Source organism: Mesorhizobium sp. USDA 4775 (assembly GCF_054062655.1).
The window spans coordinates 2,422,581-2,447,935 of the sequence record NZ_JBSSFM010000001.1 but is presented as its reverse complement, the minus strand read 5'-3'; the positions used below and the strand labels follow the sequence as shown (position 1 = coordinate 2,447,935).

Genomic DNA, 25,355 nt, shown 5'->3' with positions numbered 1-25,355 from the left:
GTACATACATCTATGGAAAAACCTCTGCGAACTGCGGTAGCCCTGCCGCCGTCAGTTGGTCTTGGAGGGGGAATAGCGGCTGCCGAGCGAATAGCGGCTGCCGGCATAGGTCAGCTTGCTGATGGTGGCGACGATCGCGCCTGTCCATGTGCGGCGGTGCAGAAACAGACAGCAGCTGCCGACATCGATATTGAGATGCCGCGCCGTCTCGGCGTCGGCCGGGATCGCCGAGATGATATGCTCGACCTCGGTCACCGGGGTTTTCTGCATGAGGTAGTCGTAGGTCGCCGTCTTCGAAAAGTCCTGCTTGTCGTAGTCGGGGATCAGGTTCGGATTGACGAAGCGCTCTTCGAGCTGCACCGGCAAATCATTCTCGAAATTGACGACGACGGAGTGATAGATCGCGACGCGCTTTGGGAACTCGAAGGACAAAGCGAGCTCCTTGGTCGGCATGATGGTTTCCAGCACGAGGACTTCGGAGCGATGCCTGTTGCCGCGCTCGACGATCTCGGCCGCGATGTTGTTGATCTCGATCAGCGTCGACTGCGGCCGGGGCGGCGCGATGAAGGTGCCGACGCCTTGCAGCCGGATCAGGAACCCCGCCGCGGTCAGTTCCCGCAAGGCCCGGTGGACCGTCATGCGCGAGACACCAAGCGAAACCACCAGCTCATTCTCGGACGGCAGCTTGCGATCCTTGCCCCACCGGCCCGTTCCGATGTTGGTCAGGATGTAGTCCTTCACCTTCTCGTAAAGGGGGCTCGCCGTATCGGGCAAATCGATCATTTCAAAATCCTTTCCGGCAATTTATCGGAAATCACGCCGGCTCAACAGGTTGCCGCATGCGGATGATTGTTTTCAAGCCGTCGCTTTGCCCCGCCAACAGCCGCTCATAATTGGCCGGAATATCGTCGAGACCGATCTCGCGATCGATCAGGGCGAGCAAAGGTTCGCTCAATCCACCCAGCATCCGCACGGCGTCGGGCAACTCGTCGGCGAAGGCATGGCACCCCAGCAGCGCGATCTCGCGTTCGACCAGAAGGTTGGGATCGATGTCGAGACGGCCATGGAAGATGCCGACCATCGCCACCGTGCTGCCGGAATCGAGAACGCCGAGCAACTGGGTGAACGCGGCGATGCTGCCGGTCGCCTCGACGGCCGCCAGCAAGGGGGCGTTGCCAGTCGCTGCGGCAATGGCATCGCGGTCGAGGTCAACGATTTTTGCGCCGGTCACCCGCGCCACGCGGTCGCAGCGCGCCTGGTTGCGGTCGGCGACAAGCACGGCGCCTGCAAAGCTCTGCGAAAGCAGCAGCGCGGCGAGACCGCCGATCGGCCCGCAGCCGACGACGAGCACCGGGCCTGCCGTCTTGGGCAGACGCCGCACCGCGTGCAGCGCCACCGCGAGCGGCTCGGCCATCGCGGCGACCCGCTCGTCAAGTTCCGCATCGACGACATGCAGCAAGCGTGCGGGCAAAACAGCCTGTTCGGCGAAACCGCCGTCGCAGACCTCGCCGACAAAGCCCAGCGAAGCGCAGAGATGGCGCCTGCCGGCATGGCATTGCGCGCACTCCCCGCACCAGAAGCGGGAATCGGCAACCACCCTGTCGCCGACGGCGACGGTGCCGACGCCCTCGCCGATCGCGGTCACCGTGCCGGTCAGCTCATGGCCGGCGGTCGAAGGCGACCGGCTTATCCATTGGCCGGTACGGAAATTGTGCAGGTCTGAACCGCAGATGCCGGCGGCATCGACCCTGAGCTTCACCCAGCCGGCATCCGGAATGCCTGGCGGGGCAATGTGCTCCACGCGCAGATCGCCGGGTCCATAAAGCCGTGCTGCCTTCATCGCGATCGTCTCCGTTCAGCCCGCGAGGTAGCGGTCGCGGATTTCCGAGACGGCGTTTTCGTGCGAGCTGAAGCCCTCGTAGCGGGCGAGCCTGCGGGCGTGCTTCGCCAATTCCGGATAGGCGGCCGAGGTGACATAGCCGACCGACGAGCGCTTGACGAAATCCGTCACCGAAAGCGGCCCATAGGTCCGCGCCCAGCGGCTGGTCGGCAGCACGGCATTCGGCCCAAGGACGAAGTTGGCAAGCGTCACCGGCGTGTGCGGACCCATGAGGATCTCCGCCGCCTCGGTGATGTGCCCGAGATGCGCGAACGGCTCGTTCGACAGGATTTCCAGATGTTCGGGCGCATAGTCGTTGATGAAGCGGTAGCTGTCTTCCAGCGACGCTGTCAGTACGATGCCACCGCGCTTGCCGGTCAGCACCGCGCGCGAGAATTCCACACGCTGTTCGGTCATCCGCGACCAGTGTTGCGGGAGCGCAGCGAGCGCTGCCTCGGCGACCTTGCGGCTGTGCGTCACCAGATAGGCCGAGGAATCCGGTCCGTGCTCGGCCTCGATCAGCAGATCGAGCGCGGCAAGGCCGCCGTCGATACTGTCATCGGCAAAGATGATGGCTTCCGACGGTCCGGCCGGAAGCCCTGTGTTAATGACCGAGGACAGTACGCTCTTCGCCGCCACCACCCATGGGCTGCCGGGGCCGACGATCTTGAGCGCCGGCTTCACCGTCTCGGTGCCGTAGGCGACGGCGGCGACGGCATGGGCGCCGCCGCATTTGTGGACGGTGTGCACGCCGGCGAGACGAGCCGCGACCAGGGTCGCCGCATCCACCGAACCATCCGATGTCGCTGGCGTCACGATGGCGATCTGCGGCACACCGGCAATGACCGCCGGAACTGATGTCATCATCGTCACCGACGGGAAGGCGCCCTTGCCGCGCGGCACATAGAGCGCGACTGAGGCGATCGGCGTATAGCGGTCGCCGGCATAGGCGCCCGGCCGAACTTCCTTGAGCCACATCGTTTCCGGCTTCTGCTCCTCATGGAAACGCCTGATGTTGTCTATGCCGAAGCCGATGCTTTCCACGACATCCTTCTCGACCTTGTCGAAGGCCGCATCGAACTCGGCTTCCGACACCTGCAGTCCGCCTTCGGCGACATTGGCCTTGTCGAGCTCCCTGGCGAAGCGGATCAGCGCGGCGTCACCCTCGTCCTTGACGGCCTGGATGATCGGGCGGACCTTTTCGACGAAGACCGACAGATCGGCCTCGGCGCGCTTCAGCAGGCTGGACCGCTGGGTGGCGTCGAGCGATGACAGATCGTGGAAGCTGACGTCGGACATGGATATTCCTCTTTGTTGGAACGCAACGCTCCGGCCGGTTACGTTGCGCAAGACGTTGATTTCGAACCTTTAGCGCTGCCTCAAATCGATGCCAGGAAGCCGCCATCCACCGGAATGGACTGGCCGGTTATGTAGGCCGCCGCATCCGAGGCAAGGAAGACGGCAACGCCGTGCAGGTCGCTGAGATCGCCGAAACGGTGCTGCGGGATCTTGGCGAGCATGGACTGCTGCCATGCCTCGTTGCTGTAGAACACATCGGTCATCGCCGTCCGGAAGTAACCCGGGGCGATGGCGTTGACCCTGATGCCGAGACCCGCCCACTCCGCCGCCAGCGCCCTGGTCATGCCGAGCAGGCCCGACTTCGACGAACCATAGGGCACCGCGGTGGGAATGCCGACTTCTGATGTCAGTGAGCAGAGATTGATGATGGCGCCGCCATGCCCGGCATCCCGCATCTGCAGCGCGGCCGCCTGGGCGCAGAAGAACGCCCCCTTGAGATTGGTGTCGATGATCCGGTCCCACAGCGCTTCGTCGACGTCGAGAGAGGGCCTGACCTCTTCCATTCCGGCATTGTTGACGAGGATGTCGAGACCGCCAAGCAGGCCCGCAGCCTCGGCGGTGGCCGTCCGGCAGCGGTTGACATCGGTAACGTCGAGAGCGACGGCATGCGCAACCCCGCCGGCCGCGCGGAGCGCCGCCGTGACCTCATCGAGGGACGCCAGGCTGCGCGCGGTGACCGCGACGTCGGCGCCGGCAGCGCTCAACGCTTCGGCAATGCTGCGGCCGATTCCGCGGCTGGCGCCGGTGACAAGCGCTTTCCTGCCGGCGAGATCGAACAGAGAAGCATTGCGCATGTGATCCTCCTTGCCGGTGTCGCGCTTCCGTTCCGATAGCGAGACTACCAGATCAAGTTACATATACAAGCATATACAAACAATTTCGGCTGCGCTACTTCTAGCAAAAATTCGCTGCACCAGTGCGCCTGTCAATGACCTGACTCACCCCGGGAACGATGCGGCGAAACCCAGTGTTTCAGAACCCGGTCGATGATGGGGTCCGCCGGCCGACCGCAGAGGAGCCCGCTCGTGTCGAAAGCATCAGACATGGTCCGAACCGAAGTCACGCGCCTGTCGCCTTACAATTCCGGACTGACCATCGCCGAAGTCATGCAACGATATGCTCCGGCCAGGATCGCCAAGCTGGGGTCGAATGAAAACCCCCTCGGCCCGAGCCCGACGCTGGCCACGATGGTGCAGGCCGGCGCCGAGATGTTCCGGCTCTATCCAGATCCGGCCGGGCGCGAACTGCGCCAGGCGATCGCCGCCAGATATGAATTCGGCGAGGACCAGATCATCCTCGGCAATGGCTCGGAGGACCTTCTGTCCGTCATCAGCCGTGCCGTGCTGAGGCCCGGCGATACCGTCGTCACGCTTTATCCATCGTTCCCGCTGCACGAGGACTACGCGACGCTGATGGGCGCGAGCGTCAAACGAGTGACCGTCAACAACGACCTCACCATCAATGTCGATGCCCTGATCGACGCGGTGCGCGAGCGGCCCCGCATGCTGCTGTTCTCCAACCCGATGAACCCGGTCGGCAGCTGGCTGTCCGCCGGCGACCTGTCGAAGGTTCTGGATGCGGCCGGCGACGAGACGCTGATCGTCGTCGACGAAGCCTATGCCGAATATGCGGAAGGCGACGACTATGCTTCGTCGCTGCATTACCTCCGCAAACGCGACCGACCCTGGATCGTGCTGCGGACATTTTCCAAGGCGTTCGGGCTCGCCGGATTGCGGATCGGCTTCGGCATCGTCGGCGACCCGGAATTGCGCGCACTGCTCGACAGGGTGCGCACACCATTCAACGCCAATGGCATGGCACAAGCCGCAGCGCTGGCGGGGTTGGCGGACGAGGAACACCTTGCAAGGGTCGTCGCGCTGGCCAAGGCGGAAAGAACGCGGGTCGAGAGTTTCCTCCGGAACATGGGCCTCGACGTCGCCCCTTCCCGCGGCAATTTCCTGTTCTTCAACTGCCGGCAAAATGCCTCCGCCTTCGCCGAGGGCCTGCTGCGCGAAGGCGTCATCGTCAAACCCTGGAAGCAACAAGATTTCGACAGCTATGTGCGTGTCAGCATCGGCTCGCCAGCGGAGAACGACCACTTCATGGCGGCGCTGTCGCCGCTGTTGTGATTTCCCGATAGCCATGCTGAATTGCCTGGCGCGCGCCGGGCACGATATTGGACGGTCTGCCGTTCCCAATATGGAGTTTTCGCAAGTGGCGCATCGCTTTCGGCCAACGGCTTCCATCCAGCCTCTCGGGCCTGTGTTCCTCCCGGGTCACCTTGACGATACCCAGCATGCTTGAGAGCAACCCACCGAAAAGCCTCTACCGCGAAACGGCCGGCGGTACCGGCAATTACCCTGCCCTTGCCGGGGCGCAGCGGGCAAGGGTCGCCATTGTCGGCGGCGGCTTCACCGGCCTTTCCACCGCCTTGCATCTGGCGGAAGCGGGCGACGACGTTGCCGTGCTGGAAGCGGCCCAGCCGGGCTGGGGCGCTTCGGGCAGGAATGGCGGCCAGGTCAATCCCGGCCTCAAATACGATCCCGACACGATCGAGGCGATGTTCGGCCCCGACCTTGGGCCGCGGATGATCGATTTCTCCTACGGCGCGCCGGATTTCACCTTCGGCCTCATCCGGCGCCTGTCGATCGCCTGCGAGGCCCGGCAGAATGGCACGATCCGCGCGGCCATCCGGCCGAAGCCGGAAGCCGCGGTGCGAACCACGGCCGCGCAATGCGAGCGGCGGGGCATGCCGGTCAGCATGCTGGATGCACAGGCGATGGCGACACGAACCGGTACCGGCAGATACATAGCCGGCATGTTCGACGCCCGCGGCGGCGACCTCCATCCCCTGAAATACACGATCGGCCTGGCAGCCGCCGCGCGGAACGCCGGCGCGCGGATTTTCGGTGGCAGCGAAGTGCTTTCGCTGAAGCGAGAGGCTGGACGATGGGTCCTCAAAACCGCCAACGGCTCGGTCAGCGCCGAGAAGGTGCTTGTAGCAACCAACGGCTATACCGGAGCCCTGTGGCCGGGCCTGGAGCAGTCGGTTGTTCCGGTGTTCAGCGCGATCGCGGCGACCGAACCGCTTGCGCCGGCAGCCGCGGCCGCAATTCTCCCTGAAAGGCCGGTCGTCTACGAAGCCGGCAATATCACCGTGTACTACCGCATCGACGCGCAGAACCGTCTTCTCATGGGCGGCCGGGGACCGATGAAGCCGATCGGCGATGCTGCCGCCATCCGCTACCTCACCGACTATGCGCTGCGGCTGTGGCCGGCGCTCGCCGGAGCACGCTGGACGCATGGCTGGAACGGCCGGGTCGCGATCACCAAGGACCATCTGCTGCACATTCACGAGCCGGAGGACGGCGTGCTGATATGCCTTGGCTACAACGGTCGCGGCGTCGCCATGGCCTCGGCGATGGGCGCTGCCCTGGCGCAACGGCTGCAAGGCCGCGAGACGTCGCCGTTTCCCATGCCGATATCGGCGCTCGAGCCAATCCGGTTTCACCGCCTCTGGCCGCTCGGGGTGAAGGCCGCGATCCTGTCGGGGCGGCTGAAGGACCGGTTCGGCCTCTGACGCGAAGCGTTCGACCGACCTGACGGCTCGTGAGGTTGGAAAAGCTGCTCCTAACTAGCGATACTTCGGAAACGCGTCGCCGGCCGGCGCGTTGGCCCAGCTCTGCAATGTCTGGCCGCCGTCGATCAGCCAGTCGACGCCGGTGACGTGCCTTGCCTCGTCCGAGGCGAGGAACGCCACGGCGGCCGCGACATCGTCCGGCTGGCCGATGCGGCGCAGCGGGATGCGGTCGGCGAAATGCTGGACGCTGCTCTTGAAATCGCCATCGGCTGTCCGGCACCTATGCTTTCGGCGCGACGGTTGCCGATTTCTGGGGCGAGCGCGGCGAGAAGGACAATGCGCGCATCGCTCACGAAGTCGATGCCGACCGCTTCTTCAAGCTGATGTTCGACCTGTTGCGGGATTAGCCCGCTCGGGGATATGCCGTTGCTTCAGCGTGACCCGGTGCCACGAACCGGGTCAGCCAGTCTTTCGGCGTGCCATCTCAGATGGTCGTCCATGAATGTCGAAATGAAGAAATACGAATGGTCGTAGCCGTCCTGCATACGCAAGGTCAGCGCAATGCCGGCCTTGGCGCAGGCCGCTTCCAGCAGCCACGGCCTCAGCCCGTCCTTGAGAAAGCCGTCCGACGTCCCCTGATCGACGAAAAGCTCGGGGAAACGGTGGCCATCCTCGATGAGCAAGGTGGCATCGTAGCCCCGCCATGAAGCCTCGTCGGCGCCGAGGTATTTTTCGAGGGCGGGCCGCGACCAGCCGGCGGTGCTTGGCTGCACGATCGGCGCGAAGGCCGAGCAGCTTTTGAAGCGCTCGGGATTTTTGAGCGCGATCGTCAGCGCGCCATGCCCGCCCATCGAATGGCCGAAGATCGCCTGGCGCGTCATATCGGCCGGAAACTCCTGCGCGATCAACGCCGGCAATTCCTCGGTGACATAGGAATACATGCGGTAGTTCGTGGCGTAGGGCGCCTGCTTGGCGTCGAGGTAGAAGCCGGCGCCGCTGCCGAACTGCCAATTGTCCTTCTCGTCGGGAATATCGGCGCCGCGCGGGCTGGTATCGGGACAGACGACGATCAGGCCAAGCTCCGCGGCCATGCGCCGGTATTCCCCCTTGTCCATCACATTGGCATGGGTGCAGGTGAGGCCGGAGAGGTACCAGACGACGGGGCAAGGTTTCTCACGCGCCTGCGGCGGCACGAAGACGGCGAAAATCATGTCGCAAGAGCAGGCGTCCGAAGCATGGGAATAGACGCCCTGCACGCCGCCATGCGACTTGGCCGAGGAGAGGGTCTTCATCCGGTCCGACATCTTGTTTCTTCTCCGCCAACGTCCTTCACGGCCGCCTGTCTACGGCATGGGCCGGGACCGCGGCAACCCTGATGGATTTGGACCATGGTCGCGAGAGCAGCTCCGGCCTATTCCGCCGCCAGAGCCGTCATTTCCCGCCGGAACGGCAGCGCATCGCCGATATCATGTTCGTCCAGCTCCCGCGCCAAGCGGTGGCCGCCATGGGTCGCGGCGGCTTCGGCATCCGAGGACAACGCACATCGCCACGACATTATTAGCGCGGATCCAGCAGGATCATCTCCGCTGCCTTCTCGGCGATCATGACGACCGGAGAGTTGGTGTTGCCCGAGACGATTGTCGGCATGATCGAGGCATCGACCACGCTCAGTCCGGCAAGCCCGTGAACGCGTAGCCGGTCGTCGACCACCGCCATCGAGTCCGAACCCATCTTGCAGGTGCCGACCGGGTGGAAAATCGTCGTGCCGATATCGCCGGCCTTGCGGATAAGGTCTTCGTCGCTGTCATATTGCGTACCGGGCAGCATCTCTTCGGGCGCAAAGCGTGCCACGGCCCGTGCCTTCATCAGGCTGCGCACATGGCGCAGCGATGCGACCGCGACGCTGCGGTCTCCCGTGGTGGAGAGATAGTTCGGCCGGATCTTCGTCGCTTCGCGCGGATCGGACGATGCCATATGCACGGCACCCCGGCTTTCCGGGCGCAGATTGCAGACCGACACGGTGACCGCGGGAAAGCGATGCAGCGGCTCGCCCAGACGGTCTGTGCTGAGCGGTTGCACATGATATTCCAGATCAGGTGTTGCGAGGCGCGGATCGCTCCTGGCAAAAATGCCGAGCTGGCTCGGCGCCATCGACAACGGCCCGCTGCGTTTGAGCGCATACTCCACACCCATCGCCGCGCGGCTGATCAGATTGTGATAGCGCTGGTTGAGCGTCGCGGCATTGGCGACCTTGAAAACCGTGCGTATCTGCAGATGGTCCTGCAGATTTTCGCCAACACCCGGCAAGGCGTGTCGAACATCCACGCCAATGCTCGAAAGCAGGTCAGGGCGCCCCACCCCCGACAGTTCGAGGATCTTCGGCGAGTTGATGGCACCGGCAGCAAGGATCGTCTGTCCGGCGCTGACCTTGTGCAGGCGGTCGCCTTGGCGGAAGCGCAGTCCGGTGACGCGTCGGCCGTCGAATTCGAGCCGTTCCGTCTCAGCCCCCGTCACCACGCGCAGATTCTGACGCGCCGCAATGCCGCGCAAAAATGCCTTCGATGTGTTCCAGCGCACCCCTTGCCGCTGGTTGACCTCGAAATAGCCCGAGCCTTCATTGGTGCCGGTGTTGAAATCTTCGGTGCGGGGAATGCCGAGTTCCTCGGCGGCTTCCCGGAACGCGTCGAGGATCGGCCAGGACAGACGCTGCCGTTCGACCCGCCACTCGCCGCCGCTGCCGTGCATGGCGCTCTTGCCGCCGTGATAGTCTTCCGACTTACGGAAATACGGCAGCACATCGTCCCAACCCCAGCCGACATTGCCGGCCTGTCGCCAGCCGTCATAGTCGGCTGCCTGGCCCCGCATGTAGATCATGCCGTTGATCGACGAACAGCCACCAAGCACCTTGCCGCGCGGATAGTTGAGGCTGCGTCCGTTGAGACCGGCTTCCGGTTCGGTCTTCATCATCCAGTCGGTACGCGGATTGCCCATGCAGAAGAGGTAGCCGATCGGGATATCGACCCAGTGATAGCGGTCGCTGCCGCCGGCTTCGAGCAGCAGCACCCGGTTGCGCGGATCGGCCGAGAGCCGGTTGGCGAGCACGCAGCCGGCGGAGCCGGCGCCGACGATGACGTAGTCGTAATCGCCGAAAGGGGATGGTGAAGTTTCGCTCACGTGCGTGCCTGCCGTGCGGCGATGCGCTCCCACATCGGAATCATCGCCTGGTTGATCTCGCCATAAAGGCGATACCCTCCCGCGTAGGCCTCGGCAACCGCCACCCATGGCCGCTGCAGCCGATGGCAACGATCTCGCCGGCACCGATGCCGGCTTCGGCTATGCTTTGGCCGATGACCGAAACCGCGTTGCGCCAGAAGCGCCGTGGTGTCGGTCCCCTAGTCTAGATATCGATGCGCTGCTCGCTGCCGGGGTCGAACAGGTTGGCGCTGGCCGGATCGACGGCAAGGAATATCGGCTCGTTTCGCCGGCCTGCAAACCTCGGCGGCAGGCGGGCGATGATCGACTGGTCGCCAACCTGCACCGTCACCATGGTTTCAGGCCCTGTAGGCTCCACGACATCGATCACCCCGGTGACCGAAGCTTCATCGCGCCCGGCCACCTTCAGTTCTTCAGGCCTTATGCCCAGGATCACAGGGCGCTCTGAATCAACCGGCCGCTTGCCGGTCTGCAATGCGACCGACACGCCGCTCGCCGCGAAACGCACGCCATTCGCGTCCGAGACCAGACGCCCGGGCAGGAAGTTCATCGCCGGCGATCCGATGAAACTTGCGACGAACACGTTGGCGGGCCGTTCATAGATGGTGCGAGGATCGGCAAACTGCTGGATATGGCCGCCCTTCATCACCGCCACCTTGGTGGCCAGCGTCATCGCCTCGATCTGATCATGTGTCACATAGACGATGCTCGTGCCGAGACGCTCGTGCAGGCGCTTGATCTCCGTGCGCATTTCCACACGAAGCTTTGCATCGAGATTGGAAAGCGGCTCGTCAAAAAGGAACAGCTCCGGGTCGCGCACGATCGCCCGCCCCATTGCAACGCGCTGCCGCTGTCCTCCCGAAAGATTGGCAGGGCGTCGGTCGAGCAGATGCGAAATCTGCAGCAGCCGCGCGGCGTCGTCGACGGCGCGCTTGCGCTGATCGGCGTCCACGCCACGCATTTCCAATCCGAAGCCGATATTTCGCTCCACCGACATGGTCGGGTAAAGTGCATAGGACTGGAACACCATCGCGATATTGCGGTCCTTGGGCGCGAGATCCACGACCGAGCGTCCGCCGATCAGGATGTCGCCGCCGGACGTGTCGTCGAGGCCCGCAATCATGTTGAGCAGGGTCGACTTGCCGCATCCCGACGGCCCGAGCAGAACCAGAAAGCCTCCGTCCTCGAGCTCGATATCGACCCCGTGAAGGACCTCTACGGAGCCATAGGACTTGCGCACGTCCTTGATGGAAAGTGTCGCCATGCGAATGCTCCTAAGGACACGTCGATAAATTGCTGAATCGATAAAGCTCGTTTTGGGGGATTCCGAAATCCTGCGTTGCTTTGTAGACATGGGCGGTGATCGATGTCGCCGCTATAAAGCTCCGCTATGATGCGGTTAGCCCCGTGCTGGACGAGCGTGGTCGTCGCCGCTTTGCGGCGGCGGAAGCGCTCACCGCGGGCTGGGGCGGGATCGCGGCGGTGTCCGCGGCAACGGGGATCGCGCGTAGCACCATCGGATATGGATTGCGGGAACTGCGCGGCGCGGCGCCGGATTCAGCTCTTGGCGGCATCCGGCGCAAGGGTGCCGGACGCAAACCTTTGACGCAGACGGATCCGACACTTCTCAGCGACCTGGAAAGGCTTGTCGACCCCGCCACGCGTGGCGATCCGATGTCACCCTTGAAGTGGACATCGAAAAGCTTGCGGAACTTGGCGGCGGCGCTTTGCGCCATGGGCCATCGTGTCGGTCATGACGTCGTCGGTACTCTGTTGAAAACGCTTGGGTATTCTCTTCAGGGCAATCGAAAGACGCTGGAGGGATCGAGCCACGTCGATCGCGACGCACAGTTCCAGCACATCGCCAGGACGGTCAAGGACGCCATTACGGCCGGTCAACCTGCGATCTCCGTCGATACGAAGAAGAAAGAACTCGTCGGCGACTTCAAGAATGGCGGACGTGAATACCGACCGGCCGGAGCACCAGAGCCGGTCCGCGTCCATGATTTCGTCGACCCGAAGCTCGGTCGTGCCGCGCCCTACGGTATTTATGATATCGCCGATGACAAAGGGTGGGTCAGCGTCGGGATCGACCACGATACCGCTGCCTTCGCCGTCAACGCCATACGCTCCTGGTGGATCAGCATGGGGCGTGATCGCTACGCGCACGCTCATACCTTGACGATCACCGCCGACGGCGGCGGAAGCAACGGTTCGCGCGTGCGCCTGTGGAAAGTCGAACTCCAAAAGCTGGCCGACGAGTTGGGGTTGACCATCGCTGTCCTCCATCTCCCGCCCGGCACCAGCAAATGGAACAAGATCGAACACCGCCTCTTCTCGTTCATCTCGAGAAACTGGCGTGGACGACCGCTCACCGATTATCGCACCATCGTCGAACTCATCGGCGCCACAACCTCGACGGCGGGACTGACCGTTCGTTGCGAACTTGATGAAAACCGCTATCCCGCCGGGATCAAAGTCTCCGACGAGGACATGGCCAGCTTGAACATCATTCGCAACGAATTCCACGGTGAATGGAACTATACAATCAAGCCGCAATCCCAAAAATTAGCGCGATAAATTATCGACACGTCCTAACCTTTGATGGCGCCCGCGGTCAGCCCCTGAACCATGGTTCGCTGGACGATGGCGAAGAGGACGATGACAGGCAGGATGCTGAGAATGCCGCCTGCCGCCAGCACACCCCATGGAAGCTGGAATTCGCCGACCATCAACTGCAGGCCCACGGGCCAGGTGCGTGATCCCTGCCCTGTCGTCAGCATCAGGGCGAACAAGAACTCGTTCCAGGCAGCGATGGCAATGAACACCGAACTTGCCACCAGACCGTTGCGCGCAAGCGGCATGACGATGCGGACCATGGCGCCAAGCCTTGTCGAGCCGTCGATGCGCGCCGCGCTCTCGAGTTCCTTGGGTGCGGAATCAAAGAAACCTTTGAGCATCCACACGAACAGCGGCAAAAGGAAACTCGTATAGGCAAGCGCAAGTCCGAAACGGCTGTCGACGAGGCCGACGCCACGCATGACGACATAAAGGGGAATGATCATCATCACGGCGGGGAACATGCGCACGACGAGATAGCCGAGCATGAGCTGCGTTCGGCCGCGAAATGCGAAGCGTGAAAATGCATAGGCGGCGAGCGTGCCCGTGGCGACGCAGATCGTCACCGTCAGGAAGGTGACGACCAGGCTGTTGGCTATCAGCCGCGGGAAACCGGACTGCGTCCAGATCGCCACATAATTGTCGAAGGTGACGCGCCTCGGTATGTACTGCATGGTCTGGGTGACGATGTCGGCCTCGTATTTTAGCGATGTCAGAAACATCCAAATCATCGGACCGATGCAGAACATCGACAGGGTCGCGAGGACCAAGTAGGTGGCGATGTTGGCGATCACCCGCCGGCGGCGCTTGCTTTCAATCATCGCCGTCTCCCTTGGTGATCCTGGACAGGCGGATATATGCCGTCGCGAAGATCATCAGGATTACGAACATCACCACCGACAGGGCGGATGCGTAGCCGAAATTGAATTCCTTGTACGCGGTCTGGAAGGCGTATAGCGACAGGACCTGCGTGGCATCTCCCGGTCCGCCACCGGTGAGAATGAGGAGCAGATCGGGCGAATTGACCAGCCCGATGACGCGCAGGATCACCGCCGCCGCAATCACGGTCTTGAGCATCGGCAAGGTGATCAGCCTGAGCTGCGCCGGGACGCCCGCGCCGTCCACCGCGGCTGCCTTGTAGAGATCTTCGGGAATGCTCTTCAGGCCCGCGAGCAACAGCAGCGCGAAGAATGGAAATCCGTGCCACGCCTCGACAAGGACGGTCGCCGCAAGCGCGGTATTGGGATCCGCGAACCATGCCTTGTAGGTGTGCAGGACGCCCGCGCGGACGAGAAGATCGTTGATGACCCCAAGCCTCGGATCGAGCAGCAGGGCCCACATATGACCCGCCACGACGTTGGGCAGGAAATAGGGAAGCAGGATCAGCACGGCGAAGATCTTCGTGCCCGGCAAATCCCTGTTGAGGGCGGTCGCGGCGAGAAGGCCGAGCGCCAATTCCAGCACGACGGCCGCGGTGACCCAGACGACCGTGTTCTTCAGGGCGATCCAGAAGACAGGATCGGACCACATTGCCGCATAATGTTTGAAGCCGACCCAGCCACCCAGACCGGGACGCGTCAGACGCATCTCGCGAAAACTGATGGCCATGCCGTAAAGCGTCGGATAGGCGATCACCAGGAGGATCATGACGAGGCTGGGAAGGAGCAGCAAATACATCCAGTAGCGGGTCTCGGACAATTCGCCGAGAGCCCGCAATGGCCGATATCCGCTTGAGCTTGATGTCATGGATCCGCGATGCGAATGCATCGTCCCGTTGCGTTCAACGCATGGCCGCACGCCGGAGCCGGCCGTGCAGGGATGTATCAGCGAAGGGCGGCCTCGAGGCCCTGGATCATACGGTCCACAGCCTGCTCCGGTGTCGACTGGCCCGTGAGCACTGCTTGGAAGGCGGGATTGACGACATTTTCGGACCAGCCCGCCGCGCCCACGAAATTGTTCGGCAGACGTCCGAACTCGAGCGTTTCGACCGCCGCGTGATAGATTGGATTGCCGGTGATCCGCGGATCTTGCAGGGCAGCGGCGGAGGCCGGGAAATAGCCCGTGCCTTCGAGCAAGGCCAGGGCAGCATCGGTCTCGCCCCAGAAACTCACCCAGCGCCAGGCGGCCTCTATATTGTCTTCCTTCATGATGCCATTGCCGGCGTAGGCAACGCGAGCGACATGCGCCTTCGGACCCGCCGGCATGGGTGCGGTCGAGAATTGTTTGCCCTGCTTCATCGCGGCCGAGATTTCATTCAGCGAACCGGTGTGGTGCCACACCATTGCCGTCTGCCCGGTGCGGAAGCCCTCCATGATCTGGCGGTAGCTGTCGTTGGGCGCGCTCGGCGGCACGACCTTTTCCTTCAGGAAGAGATCGGAATAGAACGTTATCGCCTCGATCGCCGCGGCCCTGTCGATGGCTGGCTGCCCATCCTTGACGATCGGCGAGCCGAACGCCTCCATGACATCGATAACATATTTGAAACCGCCGGCGCCGGCGCGCATGCCGAAGGCATATCTACCCTTCGACGGATCGGTCAGCTTGCGGCAGGCGCTCAGGAATTCGTCGAAATTCCGGGGCGGCCCGGCCAGCCCGGCCTCCTCGAAATAGTCTGCGCGGTAGTACATCCAATCGACGAAGGCGAAGGCGGGAACCGCATAGATCGCGCCGTTGCTGGAAAGCCCGGTCCAGCGATTCTCGGGGAAATTGGCCTTGCCCTTCCACCCGTTCACCCGATCGGCAAGATCGATCAACCCCTCCATCGCGGTAAGATCAGCGAAACGCTCGGCGATCACCATGGCGGTATCCGGACGGCCACCGGCCAGCACGGCCGAAGAGACCTTCGCCATATATTCAGAGTTCGGGATGTTCTCCTGCGTCACCGCCACATCGGCATTGGCCGCCTGAAACAATGCGATGATCTTCAGCAGGCTGGCCATTTCCGACTGGCTGGTGAAATGGTGCCAGTAACTGATGGCACTCGCGGCACGGGCGCCGCCGATATGCCCTGCCATCGCCAGGGCCGCCGTACCCATGAGAAACTGCCTCTTGTTCAACTGCATCCCATCTCCTCCAAGATATCAGATCATCAATCTGATCGATCAGTTGAAGTTTGGGTAGCATCCTTTCCCACGCCATGCAACCGCCCGGCGCGCAACTGGACTAAGCGACGGATCACGATTGACCTGTCAGACGAGACCCAGGCTTCGCTGCATCGCCGCCTGGAAATGCGCCTGCAGTTTTGCCTCGGCGGCGTCGGCATTCCTTGTGCCGCAAGCCTCTAGGATATCGAGGTGCTCCTTGAGCGTCCGGACCATGATGGGTGTCGTGATCTTCCTGTCGAGCCGCAGCAGACGCAGATAATTGTGCATGCGCCGGTAGGTGCTGTCGATCAGGGGATTGTGCAGCGCGGCGATGACCGCGCCGTGCAACTCTCCCTCCAGCGCGTCCATCTCCTCCAGTTGTTCTTTTCCGAGACCATCGCGCTCGACGCGCCGAAGCAGCCTGGAATGCCGGATTTCCAAGGCATTCATGACGGCCTCATCGCCTTGTTCCGCAAAGACACGGATCGCGGCGCGCTCGACGATGGAGCGGAATTGGTAGGTGGCACGCGTAAGCTCCAGGCCAGGCCTGACGAACTGGATGCCGGAGCGCGGGTGGATGGTCAGGATCCCTTCCGCCTCAAGAACACGCAGGGCGTCGCGAAGCGGGGCGACAGGCACGTTGACGATCGCGGACAATTCGTTTTGCGAGATGAATGCCCCGGCCGGCACGCGCCGGTCGAACAAGCCCTCCAGGATTCGTTCATAGGCGACATCGCTCATGCGGGCGGCCGCCACGAGGGGAGAAGAGTCCGTTTTTGCCTTGCCCGCCACTTGCGGCCCCTCCATTGGTCCGGTACTAAGATGCCATCTGATAGATCAGTTGGATATCGTAACCGATCAGAAAGCCCTTGTGATGAGCCTTTCGCATTTTCGTATAACCCGATTTCAGTTCGCCCGCGACCGGGTAATCGGGGACAGCCAGGTTCGGGCCGACGATGTCAACGTCGCCGCGCTGGAGCTCGTTTCCGAGAGTGGCGAGGTGGGGCTGGGATTCATCCAGACGCTCTTCAATCCACTGCCTGATCAGCAAGAGATCGAGAGCGTTTTCGAACATGAGGTTTGGCCGAGCCTGAAGGGAAACAGGGCGATCGCCCTGGTCCACCGTGTGCACCGCCCGCGCGGCGGCAATCAGCGGGCTTACTCCCTGCCCTTTCACGAAGCGATTCAGGTGGCGCTTTGGGATCTTGCGGCCAAAGAAGCTGGCCTGCCCCTTCATGTCTTGCTTGGAAGTCGCCGCAACCGGGTGAAAGCCTATGCCAGCGGTCTCGATTTTCACCTCGACGATGAGGCCTTCGTCTCGCTGTTCTCCCACGCGGCTTCGATTGGCTACTCGGCTTTCAAGATCAAGGTCGGCCACCAGGATTTCGACCGCGACCTGAGGCGCTTGGAACTGTTGAAGGCCTGTGTCCCGGCCGGGTCCAAAATCATGATCGATCCGAACGAGGCCTGGACCTCTAAGGAGGCGCTCACGAAGTTGGTGGCGATCCGCGAGGCCGGCCACGAACTTCTGTGGGTCGAGGATCCAATCCTGCGTCACGACCATGAAGGGTTGAGAACACTCAGGCATGCCGTCACATGGACCCAGATCAACAGCGGCGAGTATCTGGATCTCCAGGGCAAACGGCTGCTCCTGGAAGCCCATGCGGCCGATATCCTGAATGTCCACGGCCAGGTGACGGATGTCATGCGCATCGGCTGGCTGGCCGCCGAACTCGGGATACCGATCAGCATCGGCAACACGTTCCTGGAGGTCGGCGTGCATATGGCGGCCGCGCTTCCCGAGGTCGAATGGCTGGAATATTCATTTCAGAACTTCGATCATCTGGTGGAACAGCCTATCGAAATCCGGGACGGCTACGCCTACGCGCCCGATCGGCCAGGCCATGGATTGGTCCTATCGGAAAAGGCGCGCGGCGAGTGGATCAGGCCAAGGCGCCTGGCACGGTCGGAGCTCGGCGCCGCGCCGGAAAATCCACGCCTTCCCGTGAAGCAGTAGAGAAGATGAAGCCCAGACCAGGGCTGCGGCGGTCGGCCCACTATCGTCGTTGGTTCAAAGTGAGGGGCTTGGACCGGGGCGCAATGGCTGTTGATGTCAATGTCTGCTTTTTGAAGGGACAAAAATCGTCGCCAAAGGGGGCGAAAGTTCATGGAGATGCAGCAGGTCCGCTACTTTCTGCCCCTGTCCAGCACGTTAAGTTTCACGAGAGCGGCCGAGGAATGCATGGTCCGCCAAAAAGTTACGCTTTTTGATTTTAAAGGGCAAATCGCCATGAACGATATTCTGAGATTTCAGCATCAGTCGCAGTCAATCGCGCTTTTCGGTCGACTTCAGGTGCCGATATGTCCTCGCCGCCAGAAACTGAAAAGTACCGTTACGTGTCTTTCCTGGAGTATCCATCCACTGCCCCGCTTGCCGCCGCCGATCTCCGACTGACCTACCTTTGGCCGCTCGGCCGCTTTGCGCCAGTCCTGTCGCCACGACTGCAATGTCCACACAGTGAATTGCAGCACCAGTCAGAACCCTGAAGGCGATGCACCATCAATGCGATCAGTTAGATGATTGCTTTATCATTGCCTGATGAACATCCCCGTGTAGGTCTGGCCGGCAAGCGTATAGGTTCCGGCCAGGGTGTCATCCGACAGCATCACAAGACTGACGTCCGCGCCGTTCGGTAGGCGCCCAAGTTTCAATGTCCTGCCTATGATTTTTCCGACGCCGGCGGCCTCTCCTGGATTGTTGTCGCCCAGATTCCCCCATGCAAAGGTGACCGTCACTTCGCCATTTGGAGAAATCGTCTGCACCGCGACTTTGGCTTCATACGTCCCCTCCAATCGTCCAGCCCACATACCCGAAAATGCGGCGTACTTTGTCGGAATGCCCTTTGCAGGGGGAGTGATTGTCACGGATTGATCCATGATTGCCGAGCGAGGAGGAACCACGCCGGGATCCAAGACGGGTTGAGGAGGGACGGTAGCAGGCTCTGACGCAGGCTCGAGAGCGGTGTGGTGGGGCACTGGAGGAGGCGATTGGCACGCAGCCAGGGCAACTGCCACGAAACCCAGGATGGTGTTTCGCATAGAATTCTCCCCGTCATCAAGCGTCGTTGGGCAGTGGACGCGCCTAATTCCACGTCATTCTAGACCGCGGCCCGATGTCATGTTTATCGCGCTTTACATCCGCGCACGACTGCGTTTCAGATCAATCAGCCTGTGTAGTATGCCCGAAGCCGAGAGTCACCTAGTGGCAGCGCCGTGCGCTGCCTGGAAAGACTTTTCGTGCTTGGAGATGCAGTTCGACCCACGACGACCAAACGGGTGGTGGCGCCGGCCAACCGCCGGCTTGGCCAAGAGAGGAGCGGCCAGCCGCTGCTCGACGCTCATGTTGAGGCCGCCGCCGGTGGTGACGTTGATGACCGCGTCGGTCGCCTGCTTGATGCGCGGCAGGAACTGCATGAAACGCCGCCGGGTCCGGCGTTGGACGGCCGTCCTTCGGATCGCGTGCGTGCAGATGCAGGATCGAGGCACCTGCCTCGGCCGCTTCGATCGACTGGCGGGCAATGTCGTCCGGCGTGAAAGGCAGCGCATCCGACATGGTCGGCGTGTGGATGCCGCCGGTGACGGCACAGGTGATGATGACTTTCTTCGACAGGTCGGCCACGGGCTGATCCTTTCCTTGCACGGGAAGCGACGATTGTTCTAATGGTCCTGAAAGGCTACGCGCCGGCGTGTGGGCACCAGCGAGAGGCCGGTATTCGACGCGGTGTTTCATCACCTTTGTTCCCGCTTTGGAGAGACACTTCGAGCGAGGAGGTCGCCAGCAGGCCTGGTGACAGCTTGTCTAACAAGGGCCAGAATTTCGAAGCCATTGCACGGATAGTTTTTGCTTGTGCATGCGCAGGCGGATTGTAGCTTGCCCTTGTGTTGTTCGGCAGGGGTAGCTCGCGAGGTGACCGCCAGCATGTTTCCCAAGGACAAATCATGCATCTGAAAGCAGCGGCCCACATCGAGGCCATGTCTGCGTTCGCACTGGCGAATTTCGGCGGCTACGATCGGACGACCCTTGCACAGAACGAAAGCGCCTTTCCGCCCAGCCCCAGAGCGATTGCTGCCGGCAGAGACGCGATGACCCGCAGCCATCTCTATCCTGATCCGGACTGGACGGAATTACGCAAGGCGATTGCGCAGACCTATGGTGCCGAGCCGGATTTGACCTTGTGCGGTGCCGGTTCGATGGATTTGATAAGCTGCACCATCGCAGCCTTTTCGGGACCGGGCAGCCAGGTTCTGGGCACCTCTTACGCTTATAATTTCGTGGCCTCCGCCGTTGCGCGCGTCGATGCGATCTATCTTAAGGCCCCTGAACGGGATTTCGCCGTTTCGGTTGACAACATTCTCACGACCCTCACGCCGGCAACGCGGATCGTCTTCGTCTGCAATCCCGGAAATCCGACCGGCACTGTAATCCCGAACGCCGAACTGCTGCGCTTGCGCGCCGGCTTGCCAAGGGATGTGCTGCTGGTTGTCGACCAAGCCTATGGCGAGTTCGACGATCAGGATCCAACACCTGTCTTTGCGCTTGTCGCGCGTGGCGATACCGTCGTGTTGCGCACGCTTTCCAAGGCCTATGGCCTGGCTGGCGCGCGCGTCGGATGGGGATTGTTTCCGCCTGCGGTCGCGGCGCAAGTGCGCAAAATGCAGAATTCGAACCAGGTCACGACGTCAAGCCTCGCCATGGCCGTGGCGGCCATGGCGGATCAGGCCTATATGCGCGAAACGGTGGCCCGGACGGCCGGAATTCGCGATCAGTTTGCGCACGATCTGCGGTCCGCCGGCTACCATGTTCCCGAAAGCCGAACGAACTTCGTGCTGATTGGCTTCTCCAGCGCAGCCGCCGCGGAGGCAGCAGAGAAGGCATTGCGCGGCGCCGGGATCATCGTCCGCAGCTTGGGCGGTTACGGCCTCAGGGACTGTTTGCGCGCGACGGTCGGTCCGCAAGAGATGATGGACCGGGCCCTGCACATACTCATCGACATGCGCGGTGAATAGATCCAGCGACTGCATGTCTTGCGACTGCATCCTGAGGAGATTTGAGAATGCCGTATTTGCCCGTCCGTGATTTCATCGGCTATGGCGACAAGCCTCCGGCCGCTGAGTGGCCGGGCGGCGCCAAGCTGGCACTCAACATCGTCGTCAACTATGAGGAAGGCGCCGAATACAGCATCGGCGAAGGCGACGGTGTCTCCGAGGCGATCCTGTCGGACCTTGCCGTGTCTCCGGCGGTGCCGGGCCTGCGCAACCGCAACATGGAATCGCTATACGAATACGGCTCACGCGTCGGCGTCTGGCGATTGGCCTCGCTGTTTCGGGAAAAGAACATCATTCCGACCTTCTACGTTGTCGGACGAGCGCTGCAACTCAATCCGACGGCCGGCAAGGCAATCGCGACCCTTGGCAGCGACATCGTCTGCCATGGCTGGCGCTGGATCGATTACGCGCCGCTGAGCGAAGCCGAGGAGCGCAATCACATCGCGCTGACGGTGGACACCGTCCAGCGCCTGACCGGCATTCGCCCGCTCGGCTGGTACACCGGCCGGCCCAGTCTCAACACGCGGCGGCTGGTGGTGGAGCACGGCGGTTTCCTGTTCGACTGCGACGACTACAATGACGACCTGCCCTATTTTGTCGACGTCGATGCCAAGCGGCATCTGGTCGTGCCGCACAGCTTCGACAACAATGACAGCCGGTTCTCGCGCGGCTCCGGCCTGGAGACAGGCAGCCAGTTCTTCGAATATGTCAGCGATGGGGTGGACTGGCTGCTGGCCGAAGCCGGGCGCACGCCACGCATGATGACCGTCTCGCTGCACTGCAGGCTGGCGGCCCGGCCCGGCCGGATGATCGGGCTCGCCCGCTTCCTCGACAAAGTCAGGGCCAATCCCGACATCTGGATCTGCCGCCGCTCCGACCTTGCCCAACATTGGCTGGATCGATTCGGTGGCTGACACGATGTCCGGCTGCATTGTTTTGACGCAATTCCGGACGGAAAACCGCTTCACAATTTTCCTGGAATTGCTCTGGCCGCCGGCAACACGCTACTTGTTCGGAACCTCGTAGACCTTGCCGTGCCAGGGCGCTGCATCGATCTGGTCGAGCGCCATCACGTAGAGCACCTTCTCATCCGGTCCGAAGGCGAAGTTCGGCATGGATGGTGACGGCACCGAAAGCATGCGAAGCAGCTTCGCGTCCTTGTCGACAACGATGATCTTGCCTGGCGCGTCGAGCGAGCGGGAGCTCTGACCGATATACATCTCGCCGGCCTTGTCCATCTTGATACCGTCAGGCCAGATATGTGGCTGGTTCGGGAACAGATCGTCGAGGCGCAGGAAGACACGGCGGTGCAACAGGCTGTGGTCGGGCTGGACGTCGAACTCGATGATCCTGTTGTCCTCGGTCTCGACCAGGTACAGGTTTTTCCCGTCGCTCGACATGACCAGACCATTGGCATTGTGCAGGTCGCCGGCGACCTTCCTCACGCTGCCGTCCTTGCCGATGTAGTAGGCCGAGGCGTCGATCAGCGGTCCGCCCTTGCCGGACCCAGTGAAGTAGATGCCGCCATCCTTGTCGGGCGCAAAGTCATTCGGTCCGCTGAACGGATTGCCGTCCGTGTCCTTGTCGTAGGCCGGCAGCGTCTTGCCGTCGGCGGAGATGCGGCCGATCGAGTTGCTGTCGTAGCAGGTGACAAGAAACTCGCCGGTGGTCGTCGGCAGTACCGCCGAAGGGCCACAACCGTCCATCTTCCAGAAGATTTCGTTCTTCTTGCCGTCCCACACGGTCACAGTGCCGCGGCCATATTCGACGTAGAAGAGCTTGTCCTGATACCAGATCGGACCTTCGGCGAACCATGCGTCTTCATTGATGACCTTGACGTCTCCCGCATGCGCGGAGGATGTGAGGGCCAGGGCAAACATGGTGCCCAGCAGATGCCGTTTGATCATGCGATTCCCCTTTGTTGGCAGGCGGTCGAAATCTTCCTCGTTCAGCTTCGCCGGCGTTTCCGGCCTGCTAACGGTTTCCGCTGTTGGTTCACCGGGCGAACGGATAGCCGAGGCTCTACGAGCGCAGCCGCTTGCCTTCGGGGTCGAATGGCGGATGCGGCAGCAGGATCGCCTCGTGCGGCCTTCCCAGTATAGCGACCGAGACCTTGTCGCCGGCCCTGGCGGAGCCTGCCTTGACATAGCCGAGCGCCAGCGACTGCTCGACGAAATAACCGTAGGCGCCTGAGGAGACCTGGCCAATCGGCGTGCCGTCGGCGAGGAAGATCGGCTCGCCTCCGGTCGCGTCGGCATCTCGGGCGTCGATCGACAGCATGATCAGTTCGTCGCGTGCCGGCTTTTCGGCAATGGCGGCATAGGCATCGCGATTGAGGAACGCGCCCTTGTCCATTTTGACAAGGCGATCGAACTTGACCTCCTGCGGCCAATATTCGGGCGAGTATTCGCGGCTCCAGCTGCCATAACCTTTTTCGACGCGCAGCGACATCAGCGCGCGCGATCCGACCGGTCCGGCCCCGACTTCGTTGCCGGCCTTGAGCAGCGCGTCGTAAAGCTCGACCTGGTCGGCGGCCTTGCAATGCAGTTCCCAGCCAAGGTCGCCGGTGAAGGACACCCTGAGCGCCACCACATCGATGCCGGCGACGGTGATCCGGCGCGACTCCATGAAGGGGAATGCCTCGTTCGACAGATCCTCATTGGTCAAGCGCTGCAGCAGGTCGCGCGAACTCGGTCCCGCCACGTTGAAGCCGCAAAGGTCCTCGGTGCGCGAGCGGAAGGTCGTGCCCTGCGGCAACGGGACGGCCTTGAAGAACCTTTGATGGAAGCGCTCGGCCATGCCGGAACCGATGACCATGAATTCGTCTTCCGCGAGCCTGGTCACGGTGAAGTCGCCGGCAATGCCGCCGCGCTTGCCGATCAGCGGTGTGAGGCAGGAACGGCCTAACCTTGTCGGCATGCGGTTGGCGAACAGCGCATTGAGCCAGGACTCGGAGCCGGGACCCTTGACCTCGTATTTGGCGAAGTTGGAGATGTCGATGATGCCAGCGCGTTCGCGCAGCATGCGCGCCTCGCGACCCACCGGTCCCCACCAGTTCTGCCGGGTGAAGCCAATCGTCTCCTCGCGCGGCTCGCCCTCGGCGGCGAACCACAGCGGGTGCTCCCAGCCGAAATTGAGGCCGAAAACAGCGTTCATCGTTTTTTGCCTGTCGTAGGCGGGCCGGGTTCGCACGGGCCGTCCGGCGGTGCGTTCCTCGTTGGGGAAGTGGATCTTGAAGCGATGGCTATACTGATCCTCGACGCGGGCCTTGGTGAAGGACTTCCCGGCCCACTGACCGAAGCGCGCCATGTCCCAGGCGAACATGTCGAGCGAAGGCTCACCCTCGATCATCCACTCGGCTGCCAGCTTGCCCATGCCGCCCGACTGCGAGAAGCCGGGAATGATGCCGTTGCAGCAGAAATAATTGTTGAGTTCGGGCACCGGTCCGAACAGGACAGCGCTGTCCGGCGACCAAATCATGGGTCCGTTGATCACCTTTTTGACGCCGGCAGTGCCGACCGCCGGGACGCGCGCGATCGCGCGCAGCATGTTCTCTTCGATACGGTCGAGATCGTCGGGAAACAGTTCGTGGCCGAAATCCAGTGGCGTTCCGTCCTCGGCCCAGAACTTCATCTTGCGCTCGTAGGCGCCGATGAGCAGTCCCAGCCCTTCCTGGCGCAGATAGTACTCGCCGTCGCGATCGGCGACCGAAGGCAAGCGGCGGCCCATGGCGGCGATTTCCGGGATGGTCTCGGTGACGAAATACTGGTGCTCTGTCGGGATCAGCGGCAGCTGCAGGCCAGCCATCGCGGCGACCTCCCTACCCCACAGGCCGGCGGCATTGACCACCCATTGCGTGTGGATGTCGCCCTTCGGCGTGCGTACGATCCAGCTGCCGTCGGGTTGCGCCTCGGTGGCGGTGACCGGCGTGAAGCGATGGATCTCGGCGCCGCGCTGGCGCGCGCCGGCGGCGTATGCAGCGGTGACGCCGGACGGATCGACATTGCCGCCTTCCGGCTCGTACATGATGCAGCGTATGCCGTCGAAATCCACCAGCGGGTGCAGGCGCTCCGCCTCGTCACGCGCGACTTCGTAGAAATTCATCTTGTAGCGCCGCGCCTTGGCTTCCTGCAGCCTTAGCTGGTGCTCGCGCGCTTCGGTCTGGGCGAGATAGAGCGAGCCCGGCTGGAAGATGCCGCAGCCCTGGCCGGTCTCGGCTTCCAGTTCCTTGTAGAGCGCCATGGTGTAGTGCTGGAGGCGGCTGATGTTGGTGGAATCATGCAGGCCGTGAATGTTGGCCGCCGCGTGCCAGGTCGAGCCGGAGGTCAGTTCGCTGCGCTCCAGAAGGACGACATCCGTCCAGCCGAACTTGGCAAGGTGATAGAGGATCGAGCAGCCGATCAGACCACCGCCGATGACGACGGCTTGTGCATGAGTACGCATGTTTCTTCCCTTTGTTCGGCGACTTTATCTTGGCGTTTGATTTAGCTGATGGGTCAATCGCAGTCGCCCGGCG

General features: G+C 62.4%; 21 protein-coding genes and 3 pseudogenes. 7 read left to right on the top strand and 17 right to left on the bottom strand.

The genetic code is table 11. From position 1 onward, the window contains the following. Positions 1 to 51: 51 nt before the first annotated feature. From hutC to ACVILI_RS11715, 4 genes are all read right to left on the bottom strand, one after another. A complete protein-coding gene (hutC, locus tag ACVILI_RS11730; RefSeq protein ID WP_038645068.1) occupies positions 52 to 783 on the bottom strand; it encodes a histidine utilization repressor in 732 nt (243 codons plus the stop codon). A 31-nt stretch (positions 784 to 814) separates the two neighbouring features. Further along, positions 815 to 1,840, bottom strand: coding sequence for a zinc-dependent alcohol dehydrogenase (locus ACVILI_RS11725; protein ID WP_038645066.1), 1,026 nt, complete (start codon positions 1,838 to 1,840; stop codon positions 815 to 817). A 15-nt stretch (positions 1,841 to 1,855) separates the two neighbouring features. Beyond that, positions 1,856 to 3,178, bottom strand: coding sequence for a histidinol dehydrogenase (gene hisD / locus ACVILI_RS11720; protein WP_038645064.1), 1,323 nt, complete (start codon positions 3,176 to 3,178; stop codon positions 1,856 to 1,858). 80 nt (positions 3,179 to 3,258) lie between these two features. After that, positions 3,259 to 4,032 carry an SDR family NAD(P)-dependent oxidoreductase gene (locus ACVILI_RS11715; RefSeq protein ID WP_038645062.1) on the bottom strand — a complete coding sequence of 258 codons (774 nt, stop codon included), beginning with the start codon at positions 4,030 to 4,032 and terminating at the stop codon, positions 3,259 to 3,261. Between the two features lie 231 nt (positions 4,033 to 4,263). On the opposite strand from ACVILI_RS11715, the gene ACVILI_RS11710 reads away from it, so the two are divergent. Together ACVILI_RS11710 and ACVILI_RS11705 are read left to right on the top strand one after the other, a co-directional pair. After that, entirely contained in the window at positions 4,264 to 5,367 is a 1,104-nt protein-coding gene (locus ACVILI_RS11710) for a histidinol-phosphate transaminase (protein WP_051726906.1), read from the top strand. Between the two features lie 167 nt (positions 5,368 to 5,534). After that, positions 5,535 to 6,818, top strand: a complete 1,284-nt coding sequence (locus ACVILI_RS11705; RefSeq protein ID WP_038645058.1) for an NAD(P)/FAD-dependent oxidoreductase — start codon at positions 5,535 to 5,537, stop codon at positions 6,816 to 6,818. Between the two features lie 54 nt (positions 6,819 to 6,872). On the opposite strand, the pseudogene ACVILI_RS11700 reads toward ACVILI_RS11705, so the two are convergent. Next, positions 6,873 to 7,070 (bottom strand): annotated as a pseudogene (locus ACVILI_RS11700) (SDR family oxidoreductase); the annotation flags it as partial. A 17-nt stretch (positions 7,071 to 7,087) separates the two neighbouring features. On the opposite strand from ACVILI_RS11700, the pseudogene ACVILI_RS11695 reads away from it, so the two are divergent. After that, positions 7,088 to 7,225, top strand: a pseudogene (locus ACVILI_RS11695) (nucleoside hydrolase); the annotation flags it as partial. A gap of 24 nt (positions 7,226 to 7,249) precedes the next feature. Here the strand turns inward: ACVILI_RS11695 and fghA are convergent. The 4 genes from fghA to ACVILI_RS11675 all read right to left on the bottom strand — a co-directional run bounded on the left by fghA (position 7,250) and on the right by ACVILI_RS11675 (position 11,295). Beyond that, on the bottom strand, positions 7,250 to 8,122 hold the full coding sequence (gene fghA, locus ACVILI_RS11690) for an S-formylglutathione hydrolase (RefSeq protein ID WP_038645056.1): 873 nt from the start codon (positions 8,120 to 8,122) through the stop codon (positions 7,250 to 7,252). A 107-nt stretch (positions 8,123 to 8,229) separates the two neighbouring features. Beyond that, positions 8,230 to 8,355 carry a hypothetical protein gene (locus ACVILI_RS11685; RefSeq protein ID WP_019856667.1) on the bottom strand — a complete coding sequence of 42 codons (126 nt, stop codon included), beginning with the start codon at positions 8,353 to 8,355 and terminating at the stop codon, positions 8,230 to 8,232. Between the two features lie 20 nt (positions 8,356 to 8,375). Beyond that, a complete protein-coding gene (locus ACVILI_RS11680) occupies positions 8,376 to 9,992 on the bottom strand; it encodes a GMC family oxidoreductase (protein ID WP_038645054.1) in 1,617 nt (538 codons plus the stop codon). 223 nt (positions 9,993 to 10,215) lie between these two features. Continuing rightward, positions 10,216 to 11,295 (bottom strand): ABC transporter ATP-binding protein, encoded by a 1,080-nt coding sequence (locus tag ACVILI_RS11675; protein WP_240564869.1) that lies wholly within the window; start codon positions 11,293 to 11,295, stop codon positions 10,216 to 10,218. A gap of 95 nt (positions 11,296 to 11,390) precedes the next feature. Between ACVILI_RS11675 and ACVILI_RS11670 the strand changes: the two genes are divergently transcribed. Beyond that, positions 11,391 to 12,611 carry an ISAzo13 family transposase gene (locus tag ACVILI_RS11670; protein WP_038650363.1) on the top strand — a complete coding sequence of 407 codons (1,221 nt, stop codon included), beginning with the start codon at positions 11,391 to 11,393 and terminating at the stop codon, positions 12,609 to 12,611. Between the two features lie 14 nt (positions 12,612 to 12,625). Here ACVILI_RS11670 and ACVILI_RS11665 read toward each other — a convergent pair whose 3' ends face one another. The 4 genes from ACVILI_RS11665 to ACVILI_RS11650 form a co-directional block, all read right to left on the bottom strand. Next, entirely contained in the window at positions 12,626 to 13,471 is an 846-nt protein-coding gene (locus ACVILI_RS11665) for a carbohydrate ABC transporter permease (RefSeq protein ID WP_019856663.1), read from the bottom strand. Next, entirely contained in the window at positions 13,464 to 14,366 is a 903-nt protein-coding gene (locus ACVILI_RS11660; protein ID WP_223217774.1) for a carbohydrate ABC transporter permease, read from the bottom strand. Before ACVILI_RS11660 ends, ACVILI_RS11665 begins: the two co-directional genes overlap by 8 nt. Before the next feature lie 107 nt (positions 14,367 to 14,473). After that, positions 14,474 to 15,712, bottom strand: coding sequence for an ABC transporter substrate-binding protein (locus ACVILI_RS11655; RefSeq protein WP_038645050.1), 1,239 nt, complete (start codon positions 15,710 to 15,712; stop codon positions 14,474 to 14,476). A gap of 126 nt (positions 15,713 to 15,838) precedes the next feature. Further along, positions 15,839 to 16,474 (bottom strand): GntR family transcriptional regulator, encoded by a 636-nt coding sequence (locus ACVILI_RS11650; protein ID WP_240564868.1) that lies wholly within the window; start codon positions 16,472 to 16,474, stop codon positions 15,839 to 15,841. 133 nt (positions 16,475 to 16,607) lie between these two features. Here ACVILI_RS11650 and ACVILI_RS11645 point away from each other — a divergent pair, with 133 nt between their 5' ends. Continuing rightward, on the top strand, positions 16,608 to 17,750 hold the full coding sequence (locus tag ACVILI_RS11645) for a mandelate racemase/muconate lactonizing enzyme family protein (protein WP_027046557.1): 1,143 nt from the start codon (positions 16,608 to 16,610) through the stop codon (positions 17,748 to 17,750). Positions 17,751 to 18,322: 572 nt separating this feature from the next. On the opposite strand, the gene ACVILI_RS11640 is transcribed toward ACVILI_RS11645, so the two are convergent. Continuing rightward, positions 18,323 to 18,658: a hypothetical protein gene (locus ACVILI_RS11640; RefSeq protein ID WP_223217776.1), complete on the bottom strand. Its 336-nt coding sequence runs from the start codon at positions 18,656 to 18,658 to the stop codon at positions 18,323 to 18,325. Positions 18,659 to 19,090: 432 nt separating this feature from the next. Then, a pseudogene (locus ACVILI_RS11635) lies at positions 19,091 to 19,346 on the bottom strand (3-keto-5-aminohexanoate cleavage protein); the annotation flags it as partial. Positions 19,347 to 19,732: 386 nt separating this feature from the next. Between ACVILI_RS11635 and ACVILI_RS11630 the strand changes: the two are divergent. Together ACVILI_RS11630 and ACVILI_RS11625 are read left to right on the top strand one after the other, a co-directional pair. Then, positions 19,733 to 20,800: a pyridoxal phosphate-dependent aminotransferase gene (locus tag ACVILI_RS11630; RefSeq protein ID WP_019856654.1), complete on the top strand. Its 1,068-nt coding sequence runs from the start codon at positions 19,733 to 19,735 to the stop codon at positions 20,798 to 20,800. A 47-nt stretch (positions 20,801 to 20,847) separates the two neighbouring features. Continuing rightward, a complete protein-coding gene (locus ACVILI_RS11625) occupies positions 20,848 to 21,753 on the top strand; it encodes an allantoinase PuuE (protein WP_038645043.1) in 906 nt (301 codons plus the stop codon). 90 nt (positions 21,754 to 21,843) lie between these two features. Here the strand turns inward: ACVILI_RS11625 and ACVILI_RS11620 are convergent, their stop codons facing one another. Both ACVILI_RS11620 and ACVILI_RS11615 read right to left on the bottom strand, forming a co-directional pair. After that, a complete protein-coding gene (locus ACVILI_RS11620) occupies positions 21,844 to 22,746 on the bottom strand; it encodes an SMP-30/gluconolactonase/LRE family protein (RefSeq protein WP_038645041.1) in 903 nt (300 codons plus the stop codon). A 115-nt stretch (positions 22,747 to 22,861) separates the two neighbouring features. Further along, positions 22,862 to 25,282, bottom strand: coding sequence for a GcvT family protein (locus tag ACVILI_RS11615; RefSeq protein ID WP_038645039.1), 2,421 nt, complete (start codon positions 25,280 to 25,282; stop codon positions 22,862 to 22,864). Positions 25,283 to 25,355: the final 73 nt, after the last annotated feature.